We start from the raw sequence: 17,338 nt of genomic DNA, 5'->3' as shown, positions 1-17,338 counted from the left end.
ATTAGTGCTCACCCTTAATATCCAAGCCTTTTTTTAAAATAGCCAGTAACCTCAGCTATTGGCTATTTTAAGGATGGCTGTGGAGTAGTTAATCAATATAAGCAGGTAATGCTCCTATCCGTAACTTAATGCTTTCTGATAAGCGTGACGCTGCCTTATTTTGGTAAGATAGGCCAAAGTATTTTCGCGGCCTTCCAGTAAGCCACTTCTATTTGCAATCTCCAACATAATGGTCATCATAATATCTGCTGCGGTAAACTCATTGCCGGCAAAGTATGTGCGCTGGCTCAACGTAGATTCAATATAAGCAAAATCGACATTAATTTCCTTGGCAATGTAGTTATCCATAGGCTGGTCACCATCGCGCTTCTCTCTCTGCATAAACAGGTGAGTAATAACGGGCAAACCCAAGGAACCCTCAGCAAAGTGGGACCACTCAAGATATTGATAATATTCTGGTGAACCTTGGGTTGGCCTAAAGCGCTTTTGCTCATCTTTATCGAGGATGTATTCCATCACTGCACTGGACTCGCATAAAACCATATCCCCATCAACTACAATCGGAGCCTTACCTAAGGGATGAACCTTTTTTAAGCTAGCTGGAGCCAGATGAGTTGTTTTATCGCGTTGGTGGTCAACACGCTGATAAGGCATGGCAAGCTCTTCCAATAACCATAGTACCCGTGTGGAACGGGATTGATTTAAATGATGTACTGTCAACATAGATAATGTATTCCTAGGGGGCTTTTCAATAAGGGGTTTGTAAATGAGGAACCTTCAAATAATGCCTGCACAACGAACAACGACATTTTCGATAGATTCCTCTACGATGGGGGTTCAGGTGTTTTTATAGTTCGTCTGGGCCGACTTGGATGACCAGCTTGCCAAAGTTTTTGCCATCCAATAATCCAATAAATGACTCGACAGCATTTTCCAAGCCTTTTACAAGATCCTCACGGTAAGTGATTTTTCCTTCTAGCAACCACTGCATCATGTTCTGGCTGAATTCGTTGTAACGATGGCCATAGTCATCAAAGACGATAAAACCCTGCATTTTAATACGCTTCACTAGCAAGGTACCCATCAGCATTGGCATACGATCAGGCCCATTAGGTAACTCTGTTGCGTTGTACTGTGAAATCAGGCCACATAACGGCACGCGTGCACTTGGATTGAGGAGTGGCAGTACTGCATCGAAGACTTTACCACCGACATTTTCGAAATACACATCAATACCTTTGTTACACGCTTTGGCAAGTTGTTCAGCTAAATCCGGGGATTTATGATTGATACAGGCATCAAAACCTAAATCCTCAACAGCCGAGCGACATTTTTCTTCACCACCTGCAATACCAATGACTTTACAGCCTTTCAATTTAGCAATTTGTCCTACCAGACTGCCAACAGCCCCAGTAGCGGCAGCAACAACAACGGTTTCACCTGCCTGTGGCTGCCCAATATCCAGCAACCCCATATAAGCGGTTAAGCCGGGCATTCCCATTACTCCCAAAGCATAAGAGGGTCTAGCGGGGGCTTTACCCAGCTTCAATAGGCCACGGCCATCGGAAATCGAGTAGTCTTGCCAACCAGAGAAGGCAACCACCCACTCACCAACTTCATATTCTGGATGATGAGATACTTCCACACGGCACACTGCACCACCCACCATAACCTCATTGATTCCAACAGGTTCGGCGTATGACTTGGCATCGCTCATACGGCCACGCATGTAGGGGTCCAACGATAAATACACTGTACGTAATAGCACTTCTCCTTGCTTAGGCGTTGGCTTTTCGCTCTCTAAAAAGTTGAAGTTACTTAGTGCTGGTACACCTACAGGTCGAGAGGCTAAAATCCATTGACGGTTGATGGTTCCATTCTGTGGATTGAACGTTGTCATTTTCTGTTTCCCTATCATTACAAGGCGGCAGTTAAAATATTGCGGCTAACTTCAGGTGTGATTGCGCCGTGTTCACCCAATTGCGTCATGCCATGCTGGGTTAGCTGCTCGACGAGAGTGTCAATATTCATTTCAGCGATGTCGATTTGCGATAAACGCACAGGCACTTGCATGACTTCAAAAAACTGCTCTGTTAACTCGATGGCTTTGTTGATGCGGATATCATCATCGCCCTCTGTCAGATTCCATATGCGTTCAGCATACTGCAATAGCTTTTCGCGTTTAGCATCTTTACAGATTTTCATTACAGCGGGTAAAACAATCGACAGGGTTCGCGCATGATCAACGCCATAAGCACCAGTGATTTCATGACCAATCATGTGTGTTGACCAGTCTTGAGGTACACCTGCGCCTATCAAACCATTAAGTGCCATGGTGGCAGCCCACATAATGTTGCCACGGACTTCAAGATCATTTTTGGTTTCCGATGCTAGCGCTTTTGGGCCTTCTTCGATAAGGGTAAGCAATAGTCCCTCAGAAAAACGGTCCTGTACTTTTCCATTTACGTTGTAGGTTAAATATTGTTCCATCGTATGCACAAATGCATCGACGACGCCGTTACTAATTTGGCGGTCGGAAAGTGACAAAGTCACTGATGGATCGAGTACTGCAAATAATGGACGTACTAAGGGGCTGTGGAACGACAGCTTGGCACCGTCACGTGTTATTACTGCGCCAGCATTGGTTTCTGAACCCGTAGCAGGCAAAGTAAGTACACAGCCTATAGGTAGTGCATGTTCAATGGGTTGCCTTTGAGCGACAAAATTCCAGGGATCATCACCTGTATACAAAGCAGCCCCAGCAATGAACTTGGTGCCATCAATAACAGATCCCCCACCAACGGCGAGTAAGAAGTCAATGTTATGCTGACGGATTAAATCCAGTGCCTTCATCAGGGTGTCGTAACTTGGGTTTGGCTCAATACCTGAGAACTCAAACCAGGTATGTTCACTCAGTGCTTCAGCCACCTGCTCATAAACACCGTTTGTTTTGATCGAGCCGCCACCATAAGTAACCAACACTCTTGCTGATGCAGGTATTGCTTGCCCAATAGCTTTAATTTGACCTTCACCAAAATGGATTTGAGTCGTATTTTGAAAACTAAAATTCAACATCACAATTTTTCCTATTTATAAAGCAAGTGCAGTCAGTAATTTATCTGCTACGAATTCCGAACTTGCTGGATTCTGACCGGTAATCAGCAAACCGTCTTGTATGGCAAAGGCATTCCAGTCAGCTACTTTTTGAAAATCGGCACCACGATTGTTTAATTCGTCTTCCAGTAAAAAGGGAACAACCGTCGTCAATTGCACAGCTTCTTCTTCACTATTGGTAAAACCTGTCACCGCTTTGCCTTTAAGTACATAGTTACCTTGAGTATCCTTAACGTTCAAAAGTACGGCAGGTGCATGGCATACGGCAGCGACAGGTTTGTTGGAGGCTAAAAAGCTCTCGATTAAGGCAATGGAATGGCTATCTTCAGTCAAATCCCATAGCGGTCCATGTCCTCCTGGATAAAACACAGCGTCATAGTCTGCTGATTTAACATCGGCCAGTCTTATAGTGTTTGCCAGCAAAGCTTGTGTTTTCGTATCGTCGTTAAAGCGTTGTGTTGAAGCTGTTTGGAAATCTGGTTGTTCACTTTTGGGGTCAATGGGAGGTTGTCCTCCTGCAGGAGATGCAAGGGTTACTTGCACGCCTGCATCAACCAAGGCGTAGTAGGGAGTGGCAAACTCTTCTACCCAGAAGCCTGTTTTTTGGCCAGTATTTCCCAATTCAGAATGGGAAGTTAGCACCATTAATACTTTTTTTATGTTTGAGTCAGTCACGCTTCTTTTCCCTCAATCAACAATTGAGGCTAGTGTATGAGTTCTACCTGTTTCTAACAATATGAAAAAAATAGACTTCATTAGTCAAAAAATTGATACAATAAAACGATGACACTATCTTTCGAACAACTCAAAAGCATGGTGGTTTTTGCTCAAGTTGTTGAGCAGGGCAGCCTGACCGCGGCAGCTAAGCACATCGGTCTATCGCGGGCCGTTGTCAGTTACCACATCAAAAAACTGGAATCTCAGTTGGGGGTGAAGTTACTCAATCGCTCTACCCGCTCTATTGCATTGACTGAAGCGGGCAATGAGTATTATCAGTCCTGTCGAATCATTGCTGAACAGGCGGCTACTGCAAATCAGCAGATCGAGAATTTAAAAAATGAACCTGTTGGTTTATTGAAAATAACCTGTCCAGTGAATGTTGGATTACAGATGATTGTGCCAGCATTGAGTGAATTTCGTCGTCTTTACCCCAAAATTGAACTGGATGTCATGCTGACGGATGAAGTCGTTAATATCATGCAAGAAGGGATCGATCTTGCTATTCGTGGGGCTCCATTGCCTGACTCAGGGCTTCAAGCTAGCAAACTTTCTACGTTAGCGACTTGTTTGTGTGGGTCTCCCGATTACTTAAAAAAACGTGGACGCCCAAGTACACCGGCTGAGCTGGAACAACATGATTGGGTCATCTATAAACTTACTTCTGGTGCAATCAAATTAAGTAAAGGCTGCAGGTCATACAGTATCGCTGTGAAAGGTAGTATTACCACCAATAATGCTGCAGCGCGCACTGCTTTTATTGAAGGTGGCCATGGATTAGGGCGCATTCCTGTTTACGATGCCTGGCCAAAAATCAAGGCAGGCTCGCTAGAACTGGTGCTAGAGGACTATCAACTGAGTGATATTAATGTTTATGGCGTTTTTCCACCTGGCAGCGCCAATTCAAAAAAACTACGACTATTGATTGATTATCTGAAGGATTATTTTGTGAAGGTTGATCGACAGGTTTCGTTTTAGCAAACAAAAACACTTTCTGAAAAGGTTAGTTTAGAAAGTGATGTCGAAAAAATTAAATTAGTACAGATAGCACTATAGAACTTTCCTTTATTGTAACCTTATAAGTATTTTATTTTTGGTTACATGATTTATGGACTGTACGTAGCGCTAAATTTTTCATTTGTTGGGACAAAGTCTCTCATTCGTCATCAGTTAATTCTGTTATGCTAAGTGCATTAATGTACATTGAAAAATTATGGTGTTGTAAGTTATGAAAAAAGTACTGGCTACGGCCTTATTATTGTTTTCAATTCAGGGATTCGCTGGGGGGATAAGCTATGAAGTTAAGTTGCTATCTTTAACTGAAACCAAAAATGCTGAATATACTTTAAAATACAAAAGTATTAAGTCAGGTGAAATTTATACCATATATTTATCTTACAACAAATGGGGCTATATATTTGACTCTATGTTTTCGCAAGATAAATATAATTCAGCAATAAATTTACTCAAAAAACAAATGAAACAAAAAACTCCTGTGAGATTTGGTTGGTGGGGGCCTTGTGTAATAGACAAGAACAAAAATATATACCGCAGTGATGCGCTTGTTATATTCAACGAAGGGGAACCTGATAAAAAATTAGAGGTTGTTTATCCTTTTTGTGAGTACGGCTAACAACCGTGCCCATTATCTTGGAAAGCGCAGTGTGTAGCTACTAATATTCCGCTAATTACATACACTTCCCAAAGATACATGTGGTTGGAACAGACCTATGGGCTTTGAGTTTAAGCAGAGGTGCACAAAAAACAGCAGTATGCAGGGTTATCGGCTATTTTGGTGGAGTCGATATTCCAGAATATAGCTGATTAGATATCTGTTCTTACCTGATTAGCTCTTGATAGGAACAGGTTTACAAGGAGCAATAGTCTTAATATCTGCAGAAAGATTCAGCCATTTATACCTGCCATCCCCCCTTTATCATAGCGATCACCCATAACGCGATCTGCCAGTGCATCCAGGGCTGCCCACTCATCATTTGACAGTTTCACATTGTAGGCACCGAGGTTTGATTGAAGATTTTTCAGTTTAGTCGTACTGGTCAGTGCAAGTACGTGTTCGCCACGGCCAATAACCCACGCTAGTGCAATCTGAGCAGCGGTACATGATTTTTTTACGGCCATGGCTTCGATCTCGTCAACCAGTGCCACATTGGCATTATAGGCCTCACCTTGGTAACGAGGTGTAGTTAAACGCCAATCATCATTACCAAGCGTTTCGGTTTTAAATTTGCCTGTGAGCATTCCTCTACCAAGTGGGGAATATGCGACCAGTGACGCGCCTACTTCTAGACAGGCTGGGATTACATCTGTTTCGATATCACGACTAAAGATAGAATACTCAGATTGCACTGCGGAAATTGGATGAACGTTATTCGCCCGGCGGACAGTGTTACCAGATGCTTCTGACAGGCCTATCGCTCGTACCTTACCTTCTGCTACTAGCTCAGCCATAGCGCCTACCGTTTCTTCTATAGGTACCTTCGGATCTACACGATGAAGGTAGTAAAGATCGATAACTTCGGTCTGGAGTCGTTGCAGGGAGCCTTCAACAGCACGGCGACAGTTTTCAGGTGAACCATCAAGACCTGTGAATTCTCCGGTCTCAAAATTTCTGGTAGGTCCAAATTTTGTTGCAATAAACACTTTATCTCGCCGGTCTGCTATCGCTTTGCCAAGTAAAGACTCGTTGGCGCTGCCTACGCCATACATTTCTGCCGTATCAAAATGTTGAACACCAAGCTCAATTACTTGATGTATTAGCTGTATAGCTGCTTTTTTTTCCATCGGTGCGCCATAAAACTCCGATAGACCCATACAGCCAAAGCCTATAGCAGGTAATTCTCGTTCAGTATTACCTAGTTTTCTTTTTTGCATTAGTGTTACCTCCAACATCATACATTGCAGTGTTTGTGTAAACTTATTTTTAACAATTGACGCGATGTTTATCAGGCTAACTATCAATGAACGTCACTTTAACGTAAAACACATTGATTAATTTTAACTGGCTATCACTATTTGAGCCATTTAATATAAAGAAAATAAATGTATCTCTTTAGAGAAGTAAAGGTTTTTATTGAAGGGATGTTATACGTCATTTTAGGAAAAGTAATGGTTGGCAGTTATTGATGCTACTCGGTCATTTAGCCTTAAAGGCGTCTTTTGAGCAAACCTTGGATGGCTCTTTATCTATTTCTTTATTATTTTTTGATAGTAATTCATAATTTTTTTTATGTTATCACTATTGCATTCTTAGATGGCTTTGTTAAGCGGTATGGATAAGCAAATAACTATAGAAAATCGTGCATATATTATTCGATCAAATGACTCAATAACTCCACTGTATTTTTCATTTTGAAGCATTTTTACCAAAATAATGGTTTTTAGTCGATGGATGACCTGGTTACACAAAGATAAACTGGTTAAAATGCATTCAACTTTACGACGAGATGATTATTAATTAATAGGTAGCCATAAAAAAGGAGTAATGCTATGAGTAAACAGTATGTTTATTCTCCAAATAAGTTGATATTATTATTTTGTGTTATAGCCTGCTCTTTGTTTTTTTGCTTTTTTTTGTATATCAAACGCTAACTAATGAAAATAGTATTCGTATTATGAGCGTTGTTACTTTAGATGTAACGGAAGCCAGATACTTTTTTTTGGCGGCTTTAGCGATTTTATTATGCTTTATTAGTATTTTGACTATTGCGATAATTCGTAGTTTTGGTGAAACTAGATATATAGTTCTATCTGATCAGTATATTAGTTCTCCAAAAAATACTTTTTCATCAAAAAATGAGCATATTTTAGTTAGAAATATATTATCAATTAACTCAAAATTTATAGCTAAAAAAGAAGTACTCTATATCACACATAATAAGGGGGTTATTGTAATTTCAGAGTTGGTTTTTGAAAATGAATTTGAATTTAATGTATTTAAAGCAGATTTATATAAATATGTTTCAAATGCGAAAAATAGTTAACTCAGAAGGCTAGTGTTTGGAGCCTTCCTTAAAGGGGATTACCCTACCACTTTAATAGTTAGTGCCCTTAATGCTCTTCCCTCATCCCAGAATATCAAAATCACCTTCTCAAAAATTTCCAGTAATCATAAGTTATCGGAGGTTTAATTGATTTAAGAATAACATAATATTTAGTTAGAGTAATATGTAATACGACATAACTCGTCAGTATGCTCTTACTCTAAATCTTTAGGTTATTGAATACAGGTGAAGGTGATTGACGGATATAAGCCTGTTGGCGAATCATATGCTGGCAGCATGATTAGCGTCAGAGGTTAAGGATGAGCTTTCGACAAGGGGGAAGTAAATAGTCTTTGCCTTATATGGAAGACATGGTCAATATTCGTCGCCCTACCTACAACATCAGTTTCAAAAGTGGGCAGTGAAAACAATGTTGCTTAAAGAGGATTTACCCAAAGGTAAACTTTCTAAAATACGTTATAAGTAGCATGCTGCTTGACTTGCCAACCTGCTTCCCTGTTGCTTGACTTATACATGATTAATACGTATGTTCAAATCGTTTGAATTTTGGCTATTTCTTGTCTAACAAGTCACGTATAGCGGTGTGCTTAAGAAGGCTGATAGGTCATTTTAGTGTAATAATTTGTAGGTATTTCTCAATTAGGTGAAATACGTGGGGAACGATTTGATTCACTACTGGCCGAAGAGCATAAGGTGTTTGGGACCATCGCTTGTGGTTAAACATCTGTTGTTGGCTACTTTGCTAGGTCATTATTCCCCTGAATTTAATAGTGAGCCCGAAGCACGATTCGTGAAGGGTATAGATGGTATTTAAATCGAATTTATTATGGCGCAATCAGATACGGTAGAGCGAATTCTTGATGCAGCAGAAGCCTTATTTGCTGAAAAAGGTTTTGCAGAAACATCATTACGCACCATCACCAGTAGAGCGGGGGTTAACCTGGCAGCGGTTAACTACCACTTTGGCTCTAAGAAAGTGTTGATTCAGGCGGTTTTTTCTCGTTTTCTGGACCCTTTTAGCAAGCAATTATCTCAAGCGCTGGATAATGTTGAGGCCCAGTGGCATGAAAAAACGCTGAGCTTAGAAGAGTTACTCAAGTTGTTATTTCAACAGATTTTATCGGTCGAGTCTCGTGGTAAAAACGACTTATCGATTTTTATGCGTTTGTTAGGGTTGGCATTCAGCCAGACCCAAGGCCATTTACGTAAGTATCTTGAATCCGTTTATGGGGATACCTTTAGACGTTACATTGAACTTGTCGTACGAGCAGCTCCCGGTTTGCCTAAGGAAGAGTTGTTTTGGCGAATTAATTTTATGCTAGGCTCCGTGGCATTTACTATGTCTGGTTTGGATGCGTTACGTGCCATTGCTGAAGCAGAGTATGGTGAGCATCCTAACATTCCCGTGATATTAGAGAGAATGGTTCCCTTTCTTGCCAGTGGTATGCGGGCAGAAGTACCCACGTTGACATCATCCCATGCAACGGGCGAGCAAACGACATTTGATTCATGATGCCTGCGATGCCACGAATAGAAGTTTGTGTTGGTCATCAGCAGTTGATGTTTTTCAACGCAAGCAATGACATGCCGACGTGTTACTCGATCTCCACCGCTGAAAAAGGGGTAGGTCAACAGCAAAACAGTGGGCAAACGCCGCTGGGCAAACACTATATTAGGGCAAAAATTGGTGACGAATGCCCGATAAATGCCGTGTTTGTCGGGCGTCGTTTTACGGGGGAAATATACTCTCCACAACTGGCTAAACAATATCCCAATCGTGACTGGATTTTATCCCGTATTCTTTGGCTATGTGGTTGTGAGAAAGGGGTTAACCGGTTGGGCAATGTAGATACCATGCGTCGTTATATTTATATCCATGGCACACCAGATACTGAACCCATGGGAGTACCATACTCTCATGGTTGTATTCGGATGCGGAACCAGGATTTAATTGAACTTTTTAATGCGACCCCTGTGGGTACGCCTGTGCTTATTAAGCGTTAGTTGATCAAGGATTCAGTATGCGTTCTGGACCATTAGTGATTGACATTGCCGGTACCCAATTGACCGAAGAAGATGTCCAGTTACTACACGACCCCAGAGTTGGGGGGCTGATTTTATTTAGTCGTAACTATCAGCATCGACAACAGCTTGTTGATTTAATACAGCAGGTGAGGGCATTGCGTCCTGATTTACTGATTATGACAGATCAGGAAGGTGGCCGTGTGCAACGTTTTAAGGCCGAATTTACGCGTATTCCCGCTATGGGACGACTCGTTAAAACGGCACAAAGCGAAAATATTGAAGTGACTACATTGCTCCGTGATGTTGGGTGGTTATTAGCCAGTGAGTTATTAGCCTGTGGTATTGATTTAACGTTAGCACCTGTCGTGGATTTGGATCGCGGTATTAGTGATGTGGTCGGTGACCGAGCCTTTGCTGAAGATCCACAACATGTGATTGAGTATGCGGGTGCTTTTATTCAGGGCTTAACGGCTGCTGGTATGTCTGCTTGTATCAAACACTTTCCTGGTCATGGTGGTGTTGCAGAAGATAGTCATCATCATCAGGTTGTTGATGAGCGTTCCTTTGAAGACATCATGGCAACCGATGGTTTTACTTTTAAAGCTTTTATTGATCAGGGTATTCCTGCAGTAATGGCTTCTCATGTGGTTTTTCCAAAGGTGTCTGCTGAGCCAACAGGTTTTTCACGTTATTGGTTAACCACGGTTTTGCGCGAGAAGCTAGGCTTTAAAGGGGTGATTTTAAGTGATGACTTATCAATGCATGGGGCAAACTGGGTGAATGGCAGTGCTGTTGCCCAAGCTCAAGCCGCACTGGATGCAGGCTGTGATCTGCTGTTAGTGTGCAATCAGCGCGCTAAAGTCTTGCAGTTATTACAGCAGCCAACATTTGCACAGCGAGATTGTGCTAACCAAATAAATGTACTGCGAGCTAATTCGTCTGTTGATTTTGGTCAGTTACAACAAGATGCTCGTTGGGAGGAAACACGGACACGTTTGATGCGGTGGAGTTATGACTGAGGATGTTGATAAGGCGGTAACCAGCTTTTGGCAATACTTTGATTTTATTAAAAGTCAGGATATTTGGGTTTATCAGGTATTTACGGTTGTTTTTTTAACACTGTTGGCCAACTTTATTGCCCGACACATGTTAAATAAACTTGCTGTTCAGTTAGAGAAAACCGTGAATGTTTGGGATGATGCGTTAATTGCGGCTGCTCGTAAGCCTCTAGAAATTTTGATCTGGGTCGTTGGTTTAAGCTGGGCGGCAGAAATTACCCGTAAAGTGTCGCATGCAGTGGTGTTTGATATTATTGAACCAGCACGCCAAGTTATTGTGATTGGCTTAATTACTTGGTTTCTGGTGCGCTTAATTCATAATATTGAGCAAACATTGATTTCTCCACCATCGCATCGCCAGCCAATGGATGCGACAACCGTGTCAGCCATTGGTAAGTTGCTTAGGGCGGCGGTGATTATTACTGCAACACTTGTGGTGCTTCAATCGTTGGGTTACAGCATTTCAGGCGTGTTGGCGTTTGGTGGGATTGGGGGTATTGCTGTTGGTTTTGCGGCAAAAGATTTATTAGCCAACTTTTTTGGTGGGTTAATGATTTATTTAGATCGCCCCTTCAAAGTGGGTGATTGGGTGCGTTCTCCTGATAAAAATATAGAGGGCACGGTAGAGCATATTGGCTGGCGCTTAACCTGTATTCGCACGTTTGATAAGCGGCCTTTATATGTACCGAATTCAACGTTTACCAATATTTCCGTTGAGAACCCTTCACGAATGCTCAATCGGCGGATCTATGAAACCATTGGTCTTCGCTACGATGATGCAAGTAAAGTCCAGCCGATTATTGGTGCTGTAAAACATATGCTGGAAAACCATCCAGATATTGATACCCGGCAAACCTTGATCGTTAATTTTAATGCGTTTGGGCCATCCTCTTTGGACTTCTTTATTTATACCTTTACCAAAACCACAAACTGGGTTGAATACCACAAGATCAAACAGGATATTCTGCTAAAAATTCTGCAAATTATTGCTGATCATGGTGCAGAAGTAGCGTACCCGACACAAACTGTCCATTTACCCGATGCGCTGAATGTTGTATCAGCAAATGGATTACATCATCCAGAAAGTAAAGTTGCATTTGAACACGGAGACTAACGCATGCCGTCGTTGGCTGTTATTGGTGGCACAGGCTTGGCACAGTGGCCAGAGCTGGAACTACGGGATTCGGTGGATCAAGAAACGGTTTATGGTAATCCTTCTGCACCTATCATTATTGCCAAGCTAGGTAATGTAGAGGTTGCTTTCCTAGCCCGGCATGGTTGTCCACATCAGTTTGCACCTCATCGGATTAATTACCGCGCTAATATTGCTGCGTTAAAGCAGCTTGGAGTTAACCAGATTTTTGTCGTGAATGCAGTGGGTAGTATTTGCTCAGAAATACCACCAGAGAGTATTGTGATACCTGATCAGGTAATTGATTACACTTATGGGCGTGAGCATACTTTTTTTCCTGGTGATGATCAGCCCGTGCATCATATTGACTTTACTGAGCCTTTTAGTGCGAGCTTGAGAGATCAGTTACTACAAACAGCTCAGGATATTCAATTACCCATTAAAGACAAAGCAGTGTATGGATGTACTCAGGGTCCCCGCCTAGAAACAGTTGCTGAAATCAATCGCTTAGAGCGTGATGGTGTTGATATTGTGGGTATGACAGCAATGCCTGAAGCGGCTTTAGCGCGAGAGATGGAAATTGACTATGCCAGTATTGCTTTAGTGGTGAACATGGCGGCAGGGCGGAGTTCAGGCATTATCACCATGGATGAAATCGAACTGGCGCTAGCTAAAGGTATGCAAAATGTTAAACGCTTATTGCTGGCGGCGCTCAACCGTTAGTGATGGCTTTAAATAGTGTGTTTTTCCACCAGAGAAGTGGGCTTTGGGGTTTGATGAGAGGCTATTTGAACTGCTTTTAGAAATCAAACTTTTTAAGGAACTGGCTTTTCTGGTATGGGAGAGGGAGAAACAGGGATTAGTTTGATTAATACGCCAATAACAGGACTATCAATGTAGTGTATGGTTTTTGGCGTAAGCACTTCTGTTTGCTGCAAACTGTAATTTGCTTTTAGCTCATAGCGCAGGTCATCAGGACTTGCTGCCGCTAGCCAGCGCTCTTCAGCTGTCATGTCAGCTTCATCCTCAAATTCCACGACATCCCAACGCTGTTTGGTTGCCGTTTGTTTTACTGTGGGTGAGCGGACTTCAAACGTACGAAACCATAAATCAATCTTGAGTTGGTAAACATGCTCTAAAGGTTGAATACGTAAGGTGCCAAGTAGTTCAGGTTGCTCACCGTAATACTGCCCGCCCTCTATTCGAATAGGTTCAGCTTGTTGATAAGGTTGAATCCAGCCCGTATAGGCCAGCACATAAAATGTATGATTACGTTGCAGTTTTTGAACTGTTGCAGACAAGGTATGTTGCTCTTTCTGCAGCACTGGATAGGTGGTATAGGGGGCTAGGGCGTTATCTGCTTCACTTGGCTGTTGGTCAGAAAGGCGGGCATAATGAGAGGGGAGTGGTTGTTTATTCAGTGCTGGCCAGGTTTCCAGTGTGTCTTCATTAAACTCTTGCTGAACGATAATGACTTCTACTTGCAACCATTGTGGTAATGGTTCTGCTGGCGTTTCTGGTGAAGATTTTGCTGGTTGTCCCGTTGTTGCCAGACAGACAACAACGGGAAAGAGCGACCCGATGAGCAGGTGTAATAACGAGCATCCAATGCTTGGCCTTTTCAACTTGATGACTTATCCCTTTTGATCATTACTCCCTAAGCTTAGTCAGGCGCTCACTCTTTTTGCTATCAAGACAGACAAAACTCATGGTTTTTGGATAAAGTCACAAGCTTAACTCGCTAACAGGGTCATGACTTGCTGGGTGGTTTTTAACCGCGCATCAGGTGAAGGCATTTCTTCAAAATATTTAAAGATAGTGGCACCTTCCAGTCGGTAGCGATAAGGATGCGCCTGCACTAACTGTACAATCTTGAGGGGGTCAACTTGTGGTTCGTTGCCAAACTCCAGTCGGCCTGTTTCTGAGCCAGTATCTATTTTATGAATACCCAGTTTTTGGGCTAACAGCTTAAGCTCTGTTTGTCTGAACAAGTATTTCGTAGGCTCAGGTAATAAGCCAAAGCGGTCAATGAGTTCAACCTGAAGTTCTTCTAATGCTTCTGTGTTTGCTGCATTAGCAATGCGTTTGTACATCATTAAGCGGGTATGGACATCAGCAATGTAGTCTTCAGGGAGTAGGGCGGGTACGCGTAAATTAACCTCTGGGCCTTGCTGTAGTGGTTTATCCAAGTCTGGTGTTTCCCCTTTTTTGATAGCAGCAACAGCCCGCTCTAGCATTTCCATATACAAGCTGAAACCCACAGATTGAATCTGTCCACTTTGTTCGTCACCTAACAATTCACCTGCACCCCGTATCTCTAAGTCATGGGTGGCTAAGGTAAAGCCTGCCCCAAGCTCATCCGCAACAGAAATCGCATCCAAGCGTTTTACGGCGTCATCAGTGACTTTCTTCGATTCGGGGGTGAGCAAATAAGCGTAAGCCTGGTGGTGGGAGCGGCCAACCCGACCCCTTAGCTGGTGTAGTTGTGCCAAGCCAAATTTATCTGCACGGTCAATGATAATGGTGTTGGCGCTAGGAATATCGATACCGGTTTCAATGATCGTAGTACAGACCAAAAGATTGCTACGCTTGTGGTAAAAGTCAGACATAACCTGTTCTAGCTCCCGCTCTCGCATTTGCCCATGACCAATGGCAATACGTGCTTCAGGTACCAGTTCCGTGAGTTCTTCAGCGACTTTTTCAATGGTTTTGACTTCATTATGCAAGTAGTAAACCTGTCCACCACGTAACAACTCACGCAAAATAGCTTCTTTGATCAGATGCTTGTCTGAAGGACGGACAAAGGTTTTTACCGATAACCGACGGGCGGGTGGGGTAGCAATGATGGATAAGTCGCGCAGGCTGGCCATTGCCATATTCAACGTTCGGGGAATGGGGGTGGCCGTGAGGGTCAGAATATCAACCTCAGCACGTAATGCTTTTAACTGTTCTTTTTGGCGAACCCCAAATCGGTGCTCTTCATCAATAATAATTAAACCTAAATTGCGGAAAGTCACAGACCCCTGCAACAGCTTATGGGTTCCTATGACAATATCCACTTTACCTTCTGCTAATGCAGAAACGGTTTGATTGACTTCTTTACTGCTGCGAAAGCGGGAAAGGACTTGAATGTTTACAGGTAAATCGGCAAAACGATCTTTAAAACTTTCATAGTGTTGTTGGGCGAGCAGGGTAGTAGGCACAAGTACAGCGACTTGCTTGCCTCCTTGCGCCGCAAGAAACGCAGCACGCATCGCCACTTCGGTTTTACCAAAACCTACATCACCACATACCAGGCGGTCCATGGGCTGAGGTGAGGTCATGTCTTGAATGACGGCTTGAATAGCCGACTGCTGATCAGGGGTCTCCTCAAAAGGAAAACTACTGGCAAATTGTTCGTAGCTAAACTCGGGTGGAGGAAAGGGGAAGCCTTTACGAGCTGCACGACGCGCATATATATCCAGCAGTTCGGCGGCGACATCACGGGCTTTTTCGGCTGCCTTACGTCGCGCTTTACTCCACTGCTCACTGCCTAATTTATGTAAAGGCGCTAACTCATCATCTGCGCCCGTATAGCGAGATATTAAGTGGAGGCTGGAAACGGGTACATAAAGCTTTGCTTCATCACTGTATTCTAACGTTAAAAACTCAGCCGGTTGATCATCTATGGTCAGCGTTTGTAAGCCACGATAACGACCTACGCCATGATCAATATGGACGACAGGTGCCCCTATTTTTAACTCGGTTAAATTTTTGATGATTTGATCACTTTGATCCTGCTGTTTTCGACGGCGTCGGCGTTGTGCAACCCGCTGGCCAAACAGCTCTGACTCTGTAATCAAACACAGGTTGTGATCGGTGAACCATAAGCCTTGATCAATAGGCGCGACGGTAATTCCGAAAGGGGTGTTGGTGTCTTCAACAAAGGCTTGCCAGTGATTAAAAAGCGAAGGGTTAATATTGATCTTTTTAAGGTGTTCTAACAGCGTTTCCCGTCGACCTGCTGATTCGGCACAAAATAAGATACGAGGCTTATGTTCATTAATAAATGCCTGGAGGAGGTGTAGGGGGTGTTCATGGTGGGCATCAGTTGCCAAAGAGGGTAAAGGCAAACTGGGAAGATTTGTTCGTCCAGCCTTTTCTTCAACTGACTCTTTTTCAAGTTGTAACCGGGGTAGCTGACGACAAGCAGAAAAGAATTCGTTACTGGGAACAAAAACCTGATGAGGTGGCAAAATGGGCCGTTGAATGTCATGTCGACGGCTCTCATAACGATTATTCGCTTCTTGCCAAAAGCGCTCAATGGCAGGCTCTACATTACCAAGAAGGATGGCTTGAACCTGATTCGGCAGATAATCAAAAAGTGTGGCACACTCTTCAAAAAAGAGTGGTAAATAATATTCAATACCTGCCGGTGCAATAGCATGAGTGACATCCTGATAGACAGGACATTGTCGAAAGTCTACATCAAATGTTGTACGCCATGTGTGTTTGAAATGATCAATCGCTTTGCTATTGAGTGGAAACTCTTTTGCAGGCAACAGGTGCAGTTCATTAAGCTTTTCTATTGAGCGTTGTGACTCAGGATCAAATAAACGCAGGGTCTCAATGGTGTCATCAAATAGGTCTATACGGACGGGGGTCTCCAAACCCATTGGAAAAATATCCATGATACTGCCTCTTACTGCAAACTCGCCATGTTCAAAGACAGTATCAACGCAGCGATAACCTGCACTTTCCAGCCGTTTACGTTCAGCCTCCAGCTCAAACTGATCACCCACCGTTAATATCAGGCTGTTTGCTTGTAAGTAGTTGCTGGGTGTAATGCGGTGCATCAAGGTAGTGACTGGCACAATAAGAATACCTTGGCGCACTTGGGGAAGTCGGTAAAGGGTCAGTAAACGTTGTGAAATAATATCCTGATGTGGAGAAAAACTATCATAAGGTAGTGTTTCCCAGTCGGGAAAAGATAACACAGGAAGCGTATCTTCTTCTGGTAAAAATAAGCTTAGCTCTCGTTCAATTTGATTGGCACTGGCTGTGTCAGGCGTAATGATCAGACTTAATCCATTAAATTGGTGAGCAGCCGTGGCAACAGTCCAGCTAGTCGCAGCGCCTTGTAAGTTACCAAAAAAACGTCGATCACCACGATGGGTGGGTAATTCCAGAGCAGTATGTTGAACGGTCATTGACTTACCAGTTTGTCCTACAAAATTTCAAATTATCTTTCCAGCTATGCATCATACGCGAGATATGGGATATAGCGCACG

General features: G+C 43.0%; 15 protein-coding genes. 8 read left to right on the top strand and 7 right to left on the bottom strand.

Annotation, left to right across the window (positions count from 1 at the left end; all coding sequences use genetic code 11):
- Positions 1-114: 114 nt before the first annotated feature.
- The 4 genes from ACQ96U_RS07335 to ACQ96U_RS07320 all read right to left on the bottom strand — a co-directional run bounded on the left by ACQ96U_RS07335 (position 115) and on the right by ACQ96U_RS07320 (position 3,759).
- Entirely contained in the window at positions 115-723 is a 609-nt protein-coding gene (locus tag ACQ96U_RS07335; protein ID WP_431720583.1) for a glutathione S-transferase family protein, read from the bottom strand.
- A gap of 124 nt (positions 724-847) precedes the next feature.
- Entirely contained in the window at positions 848-1,900 is a 1,053-nt protein-coding gene (locus ACQ96U_RS07330; RefSeq protein ID WP_431720582.1) for an NADP-dependent oxidoreductase, read from the bottom strand.
- A gap of 17 nt (positions 1,901-1,917) precedes the next feature.
- Complete coding sequence (locus ACQ96U_RS07325) at positions 1,918-3,075, bottom strand: iron-containing alcohol dehydrogenase (protein ID WP_431720581.1); 1,158 nt, start codon at positions 3,073-3,075, stop codon at positions 1,918-1,920.
- Between the two features lie 15 nt (positions 3,076-3,090).
- On the bottom strand, positions 3,091-3,759 hold the full coding sequence (locus tag ACQ96U_RS07320; RefSeq protein ID WP_431720609.1) for a type 1 glutamine amidotransferase domain-containing protein: 669 nt from the start codon (positions 3,757-3,759) through the stop codon (positions 3,091-3,093).
- A gap of 138 nt (positions 3,760-3,897) precedes the next feature.
- On the opposite strand from ACQ96U_RS07320, the gene ACQ96U_RS07315 reads away from it, so the two are divergent.
- Together ACQ96U_RS07315 and ACQ96U_RS07310 are read left to right on the top strand one after the other, a co-directional pair.
- Positions 3,898-4,809, top strand: a complete 912-nt coding sequence (locus ACQ96U_RS07315; protein WP_431720580.1) for a LysR family transcriptional regulator — start codon at positions 3,898-3,900, stop codon at positions 4,807-4,809.
- A gap of 250 nt (positions 4,810-5,059) precedes the next feature.
- Complete coding sequence (locus tag ACQ96U_RS07310; RefSeq protein ID WP_431720579.1) at positions 5,060-5,464, top strand: hypothetical protein; 405 nt, start codon at positions 5,060-5,062, stop codon at positions 5,462-5,464.
- Positions 5,465-5,736: 272 nt separating this feature from the next.
- On the opposite strand, the gene ACQ96U_RS07305 is transcribed toward ACQ96U_RS07310, so the two are convergent.
- On the bottom strand, positions 5,737-6,723 hold the full coding sequence (locus tag ACQ96U_RS07305) for an aldo/keto reductase (protein ID WP_431720578.1): 987 nt from the start codon (positions 6,721-6,723) through the stop codon (positions 5,737-5,739).
- A gap of 740 nt (positions 6,724-7,463) precedes the next feature.
- Here ACQ96U_RS07305 and ACQ96U_RS07300 point away from each other — a divergent pair.
- From ACQ96U_RS07300 to ACQ96U_RS07275, 6 genes are all read left to right on the top strand, one after another.
- Positions 7,464-7,832 (top strand): hypothetical protein, encoded by a 369-nt coding sequence (locus tag ACQ96U_RS07300; RefSeq protein WP_431720577.1) that lies wholly within the window; start codon positions 7,464-7,466, stop codon positions 7,830-7,832.
- Between the two features lie 847 nt (positions 7,833-8,679).
- On the top strand, positions 8,680-9,366 hold the full coding sequence (locus tag ACQ96U_RS07295; RefSeq protein WP_431720576.1) for a TetR/AcrR family transcriptional regulator: 687 nt from the start codon (positions 8,680-8,682) through the stop codon (positions 9,364-9,366).
- A complete protein-coding gene (locus ACQ96U_RS07290; RefSeq protein ID WP_431720608.1) occupies positions 9,366-9,857 on the top strand; it encodes a L,D-transpeptidase family protein in 492 nt (163 codons plus the stop codon). Before ACQ96U_RS07295 ends, ACQ96U_RS07290 begins: the two co-directional genes overlap by 1 nt.
- Before the next feature lie 17 nt (positions 9,858-9,874).
- The gene (nagZ, locus tag ACQ96U_RS07285; RefSeq protein WP_431720575.1) at positions 9,875-10,897 is read left to right on the top strand and encodes a beta-N-acetylhexosaminidase; all 1,023 of its coding nucleotides are present in this window, start codon (positions 9,875-9,877) and stop codon (positions 10,895-10,897) included.
- A complete protein-coding gene (locus tag ACQ96U_RS07280; protein ID WP_431720574.1) occupies positions 10,890-12,050 on the top strand; it encodes a mechanosensitive ion channel family protein in 1,161 nt (386 codons plus the stop codon). The genes nagZ and ACQ96U_RS07280 overlap by 8 nt, the downstream gene beginning before the upstream one ends.
- Positions 12,051-12,053: 3 nt before the next feature.
- Positions 12,054-12,791, top strand: a complete 738-nt coding sequence (locus ACQ96U_RS07275; RefSeq protein ID WP_431720573.1) for an S-methyl-5'-thioinosine phosphorylase — start codon at positions 12,054-12,056, stop codon at positions 12,789-12,791.
- A 92-nt stretch (positions 12,792-12,883) separates the two neighbouring features.
- Here the strand turns inward: ACQ96U_RS07275 and ACQ96U_RS07270 are convergent, their stop codons facing one another.
- On the bottom strand, positions 12,884-13,693 hold the full coding sequence (locus ACQ96U_RS07270) for a CsiV family protein (protein ID WP_431720572.1): 810 nt from the start codon (positions 13,691-13,693) through the stop codon (positions 12,884-12,886).
- A 108-nt stretch (positions 13,694-13,801) separates the two neighbouring features.
- The gene (gene mfd / locus ACQ96U_RS07265) at positions 13,802-17,257 is read right to left on the bottom strand and encodes a transcription-repair coupling factor (protein WP_431720571.1); all 3,456 of its coding nucleotides are present in this window, start codon (positions 17,255-17,257) and stop codon (positions 13,802-13,804) included.
- Positions 17,258-17,338: the final 81 nt, after the last annotated feature.

Origin of the sequence: Zooshikella sp. RANM57 (genome assembly GCF_050749885.1) — a bacterium.
Lineage (GTDB): Bacteria > Pseudomonadota > Gammaproteobacteria > Pseudomonadales > Zooshikellaceae > Zooshikella.
The sequence above is the reverse complement of the archived record's forward strand: the minus strand, read 5'-3'. Positions and strand labels throughout refer to the sequence as shown.

Coding starts and splice junctions, on each gene's coding strand:
- ACQ96U_RS07280 (WP_431720574.1), top strand. CDS start 10,890: ATGACTGAGGATGTTGATAAGGCGGTAACCAGCTTTTGGCAATACTTT.
- ACQ96U_RS07325 (WP_431720581.1), bottom strand. CDS start 3,075: ATGTTGAATTTTAGTTTTCAAAATACGACTCAAATCCATTTTGGTGAA.
- ACQ96U_RS07290 (WP_431720608.1), top strand. CDS start 9,366: ATGCCTGCGATGCCACGAATAGAAGTTTGTGTTGGTCATCAGCAGTTG.
- ACQ96U_RS07330 (WP_431720582.1), bottom strand. CDS start 1,900: ATGACAACGTTCAATCCACAGAATGGAACCATCAACCGTCAATGGATT.
- mfd (WP_431720571.1), bottom strand. CDS start 17,257: ATGACCGTTCAACATACTGCTCTGGAATTACCCACCCATCGTGGTGAT.
- ACQ96U_RS07310 (WP_431720579.1), top strand. CDS start 5,060: ATGAAAAAAGTACTGGCTACGGCCTTATTATTGTTTTCAATTCAGGGA.
- ACQ96U_RS07335 (WP_431720583.1), bottom strand. CDS start 723: ATGTTGACAGTACATCATTTAAATCAATCCCGTTCCACACGGGTACTA.
- ACQ96U_RS07305 (WP_431720578.1), bottom strand. CDS start 6,723: ATGCAAAAAAGAAAACTAGGTAATACTGAACGAGAATTACCTGCTATA.
- nagZ (WP_431720575.1), top strand. CDS start 9,875: ATGCGTTCTGGACCATTAGTGATTGACATTGCCGGTACCCAATTGACC.
- ACQ96U_RS07300 (WP_431720577.1), top strand. CDS start 7,464: ATGAGCGTTGTTACTTTAGATGTAACGGAAGCCAGATACTTTTTTTTG.
- ACQ96U_RS07320 (WP_431720609.1), bottom strand. CDS start 3,759: ATGGTGCTAACTTCCCATTCTGAATTGGGAAATACTGGCCAAAAAACA.
- ACQ96U_RS07295 (WP_431720576.1), top strand. CDS start 8,680: ATGGCGCAATCAGATACGGTAGAGCGAATTCTTGATGCAGCAGAAGCC.
- ACQ96U_RS07275 (WP_431720573.1), top strand. CDS start 12,054: ATGCCGTCGTTGGCTGTTATTGGTGGCACAGGCTTGGCACAGTGGCCA.
- ACQ96U_RS07315 (WP_431720580.1), top strand. CDS start 3,898: ATGACACTATCTTTCGAACAACTCAAAAGCATGGTGGTTTTTGCTCAA.